The organism is bacterium, assembly GCA_021372775.1.
Lineage (GTDB): Bacteria > Acidobacteriota > Polarisedimenticolia > J045 > J045 > JAJFTU01.
The window spans coordinates 1-4,788 of record JAJFTU010000261.1 but is presented as its reverse complement, the minus strand read 5'-3'; the positions used below and the strand labels follow the sequence as shown (position 1 = coordinate 4,788).

5 protein-coding genes are annotated in these 4,788 nt (G+C 75.8%); all 5 read left to right on the top strand.

What is annotated here, in order from left to right:
- The coding region (locus tag LLG88_09310) for a class I SAM-dependent methyltransferase (GenBank protein ID MCE5247099.1) at positions 1 to 1,113 on the top strand (1,113 nt) is incomplete at its 5' end.
- A gap of 67 nt (positions 1,114 to 1,180) precedes the next feature.
- On the top strand, positions 1,181 to 2,044 hold the full coding sequence (locus tag LLG88_09305; protein MCE5247098.1) for a hypothetical protein: 864 nt from the start codon (positions 1,181 to 1,183) through the stop codon (positions 2,042 to 2,044).
- Positions 2,045 to 2,143: 99 nt separating this feature from the next.
- On the top strand, positions 2,144 to 2,833 hold the full coding sequence (locus LLG88_09300) for a TetR/AcrR family transcriptional regulator (GenBank protein MCE5247097.1): 690 nt from the start codon (positions 2,144 to 2,146) through the stop codon (positions 2,831 to 2,833).
- Between the two features lie 10 nt (positions 2,834 to 2,843).
- The gene (locus tag LLG88_09295) at positions 2,844 to 3,818 is read left to right on the top strand and encodes an efflux RND transporter periplasmic adaptor subunit (protein MCE5247096.1); all 975 of its coding nucleotides are present in this window, start codon (positions 2,844 to 2,846) and stop codon (positions 3,816 to 3,818) included.
- Positions 3,815 to 4,788 (top strand): ABC transporter ATP-binding protein (locus LLG88_09290; protein ID MCE5247095.1); only part of this gene is annotated, 974 nt, incomplete at its 3' end. The genes LLG88_09295 and LLG88_09290, both read left to right, overlap by 4 nt.

Genomic DNA, 4,788 nt, shown 5'->3' with positions numbered 1-4,788 from the left:
TTCGTCGCGACCTGCGACCTCCACGAGGCCTACGTCTTCCGCCTCGCGCTCGGCGCGGCGCGCGCTTCGGGACTCTGGGACGCGCTCGACGCGCCCCGCGGCGCGGCCGAGGCCTGCGACCGCGCCGGCTTCCCGCGCGAGGTCGAGCCGGCCGTGGACTGGCTGCTGCGCGAACTCGCCGCGGGCGGCGCCGCCGACCTGGTCCAAACCGCCGGCGCGCCGCGCGCCGTGCGGCGGGAGGCGACGCCGGAACTCGATCCGTCGGAACTCGTCGCCGCGCAACAGGAGCTCGATCCGGCGGCGCTGCCGTCGTACCGCTTCGTCGCCGCCGCGGCCGCGATCTATCCCCGCTTTCTGCGCGGCGAGGTCAAGGGGGACGAGGCGCTCTTCGCGCCCGAGGTCGTGCCGCTGTGGGGCGAGTACTTCGACAACGCGAACCCGCTCTACGCCGTCAACAACCGCGTCGCGGCGCTCGCCGCGCGGACCTGGACCGCCGGGGCCGCGGGGCCGACGCTCGAAGTCGGCGGCGGGCTGGGGAGCGGCGCGGCGGCGCTGATCGAGGCCTTCGACGAGGCCGGGCGCGCCGCGGATCTCGGCCCGTACCGCTTCACGGAGCTCGCGCCGTTCTTCCTGCGCCGGGCGCAGCGCCGCCTGACGCCGCTGCACGGCGCGAAGCTGCCGCTGACCTTCGCGAAGTTCGACCTCGACGCGCCGTTCGCGCGGCAGGGGGCCGAGGACGGCTCGCTGGGGCTGGTCTTCGCGGTCAACACGATGCACGTCGCGCGCGACCTGCCGGCGGCGCTGGCCGCGGTCCATCGCGCGTTGCGCCCCGGCGGATGGCTCGTCCTCGGCGAGTGCCTGCGGCCCGGGCCGCGCGTTCCGGTCTACTCGGAGTTCGTCTTCAATCTGCTGGAGGCGTTCCGCGCCCCCGGGGCGGCGATCGGGCGGCCGCGCGCCGGCGGGTTCCTGACCGCGGAGGAGTGGGAGGACGCGCTGGCCGCGGCGGGGTTCGCGGAGACGCGCCTCTATCCCGACGTGAAGGCGATGCGCGCCGCGTACCGCGGCTTCGTCGTCGGCGCGGTCGGCGGGCGCAAGGCCGAAGAGGGCCGTTGACGATGAGCGCGGGTTCGGAGCGAGGGGTGGAGGCGGCGCGATGAGCGGCGCGGGTGGAGCGGGTCGCGTGGACGGAGCGGACGCGTTCTCGCTCGCCGGGCCGGTCGCGGCGCGGGTCGTTCTCGAGGCGGACGACCGCTTCTTCGCCGGGCACTTTCCGGACTCGCCGATCCTCCCCGGCGTGGCGCAGCTCGCGCTCCTCGAACGCGAGGTGTCGCGGATCGCGGGGCGGCCGCTCGCGCTCGGCGCGCTGCGCAAGCTCCGCTTCCGCCGGCCGGCCTTCCCGGGGGACGCGCTCGATCTCGAGGCGGCGCCGCGCGGCGGGGAGACGACGTTCGTTTGGCGCCGGGCGGGGGAGGTCGTCGCCGACGGAAGCGCGCGCCTCGTCGCGGCGTCGCCTCTCGGGGACGACGACGCGCCCCGCTCAGCGCCTGCGACAGACGGCGCGCCCGAGGGTCTTCGCGCCGCGACCGAAGCGGCGACCGGCGGCGCGCCCGAGCGCTTCCGCGCGGCGACCGGCGGCGTCGAGGCGTCTTCGCTGCTGCCGCACCGGGCGCCGGCGCGGTTCGCGGCGCGCGTCCTGCGCGCCGACGACGAGCGGCTCGACCTCGAGGCGCTGATCCCCGACGAAAGCGCCTTCGTCCGCGACGGCGCGGCGCCGGCGCTCCTCGCGCTGGAGATCGCCGCCCAGGCCGCGGCCTGCTTCGAGACGCTGGTCCGCGTGCGCGCCGGCGGGGCGGGGGAGGCGCGGCGCGGCTACCTCGTCGGCGCCCGCGACGTCGTCCTCGACGGCGGGCCGCTTCCCGCCGGCCGGCCGATCCTCGCCGCGGTGCGGCTCGCCGCCTGCGCGCCGCCCCTCTCCCGCTACGCCTTCGAGGTCGGCGCCGGGGGACGGCTGCGGGGCGAGGTCTCCACCTTCCTCGCCGAATAATCAACCAAACGTTTGACAACGCCCGCGCGGCGCCGCACTCTCTAATCAACCGGTTGGTTGACACGGCCCCGGGCCGTCCGGCCGGCGAGGAGACGCGAAATGCCGCGCGCCAAGGCCGCCTCGAAACGCGCCAAAGGGGAACGCAACCCCGAGAAGACCCAGGAGCTGCTCCGCGCCGCCGCCTCGCGCCTCTTCGCCGAGCGCGGCTTCGACGGCGCGACCGCCGACGACATCGCCGCCGCGGCGGGGGTCAACAAGGCGATGATCAACTACCACTTCGGCGGCAAGGAGGGGCTCTACACCGCGATCCTCGCCGACGTGCTGGCCACCGCCAAGGCGCGGATGGCGCCGCTGCACGACCCGGCGACCCCCGCCGGCGAGAAGCTCGCCTACTTCCTGCGCGGCTTCGCCGAGCTGCAGAACGAGCGCCCCGACTTCGCGCGGATGATGCTGCACGAGATCCTCTCCGGCGGGCGGTTCCTCGACAAGACCCTCTTCCCGCGCTTCCTCGCCGTCTTCGGCGAAGTCCGCGCCGTCCTCGAGCAGGGGGAACGCGAGGGGACGTTCCGCAAGACGCACCCGCTCGTCACGCACCTCTCGCTGATCGGCGCGATGCTCTTCTTCTTCGGCTCGCGCGACTTCCGCGCCCGCGTCTTCGACCAACTCGACATGCCGGTGACGTCGCCGACGAACGAGGAGTTCGTCGCGCACATGCAGCGGCTCGCCCTCCACGGTCTCGCCCCCGCCGCGGCGCCCGCCGCCGCGCGTTCCCCGCGGAAGCGGGGCTAGGAGAATGCCGATGCGCCCGCTCGTCCTCGCCGTTCCGCTCGCCGTCGCGCTCGTCGGCGCCGCCGCCTGCGGCGACGGCCGCCACGCCGCCGGCGTCGTCTCCGGCCACGTCGAAACGACCGAGATCCGCGTCGCGCCGAAGGTCGGCGGCCGGATCGCCCGCCTCCTCGTCAAGGAGGGGGACCGGGTCGCCGCCGGGCAGCCGCTCGCCGAGATCGACTCCGTGGACCTCCGGCTCGCGCTCGACGCGGCGCGCGCCGAACGCTCGGCCGCGGAGGCCGACCTGCGGCTGAAGCGGACCGGCGCCCGGCCGGAGGACATCGCCGAGGCGCGGGCCAACGTCGCCTCGCTCAAGGCCGACCTCGACGGCGCGCAGCGGGACCTCGACCGGATGCAGCAGCTTCTCGACAGCGGCTCGGGAACGCCCAAGTCGCGCGACGACGCGGCGACGCGCCGCGACTCGCTGCGCGCGCGCCTCGCCGCCGCCGAACAGGCGCTGCGGCGCCTCGAGAGCGGCTTCCGCGCCGAGGAGAAGGACGCCTCGGCGGCCCGCGCCGAGCAGGCGGCGGCGCGCGCGGCGCAGCTCGAACAGCAGATCGGCGACTGCCGCGTCGTCGCCCCCGCCGCGGGCGTGATCACGCACAAGGCGGTCGAGCAGGGGGAGATGGCCGCGCCCGGCGCGACGCTCCTCGTCCTCTCCGACCTCTCCGACACCTGGCTCACCGTCTACGTCGGCGAGCCGGAGCTGCCGCGGGTCTCCCTCGGCCAGGCGGTCGAGGTGACGACCGACGGCGGCCAGCGCCGCCAAGGCAAGGTCTCCTTCGTCGCCAGCGAGGCGGAGTTCACGCCCAAGAACGTCCAGACGCGCGACGAGCGGGTGAAGCTCGTCTACCGCGTGAAGGTCGCCCTGCCCAACGACGACGGGATGTTCAAGGCGGGGATGCCCGCCGAGGCGCGCTTCCCGTTCGCGGAGCTCGGCAAGTGAGCGTCGCTCCCGCGCCGCGCGAAGCGGACGTCGCGGTCCGCGTCCGCGGGCTCGTGCGCCGCTTCGGCGCGACGACCGCCGTGGAGGGGATCTCGTTCGACGTCCGCCGCGGCGAGATGTTCGGGCTGATCGGCCCGGACGGCGCCGGCAAGACGACGACGCTGCGCGCCGTCCTCGGCCTCGTGCGGCCCGACGCCGGCGAACTCGAGGTCGCGGGGTTCGACCCGTGGCGCCGCCAGCGCGCGATCGCCGCCCGCGCCGGCTATCTCTCGCAGCGCTTCTCGCTCTACGGCGACCTCTCCGTGGACGAGAACATCGAGTTCTTCGCCGCGGTGCACGGCGTCTCCGGCTGGAAGCGCCGCCGCGACGAGCTGCTCGACCTGCTGCGGATGACGCCGTTCCGCGCGCGTCTCGCCGACCGCCTCTCCGGCGGGATGAAGCAGAAGCTCGCCCTCGCGGCGACCTTGATCCACACGCCGGAGCTGCTCGTGCTCGACGAGCCGACGACCGGCGTCGATCCGGTCTCGCGGCGCGACTTCTGGAAGATCCTCGCCGCGCTGCAGCGCGACGGGCTGACGATCCTCCTCGCCACGCCGTACCTCGACGAGGCCGAGCGCTGCGCCCGCGTGGCGCTCGTCGCCGGCGGCCGCGTCCTCGCCCTCGACGAGCCGGCGGCGCTGCGCCGCCTCGCCGGCCTCGCGCTCGTCGAGCTCCTCGCCGCGCCGCGGCGCGAGGCGCTGGCGCTGCTCGAACGGCATCCGGCGGTCGGCGGCGTGCAGCAGTTCGGCGAGCGCCTGCACGTCGAGCTCGCCCCGGCCGCGGCCGCGGCGCCCGACGAGGCCGCGCGCGTTCTCGCCGCCGCCCTCGTCGCCGGCGGCTGCACGGTCGAGAGCGCCGCCCCCGTCGAGCCGTCGCTCGAAGACGTCTTCATCGCGCGGATCCGCGCCGCCGAGGCGCCCGCGCCCGAGGT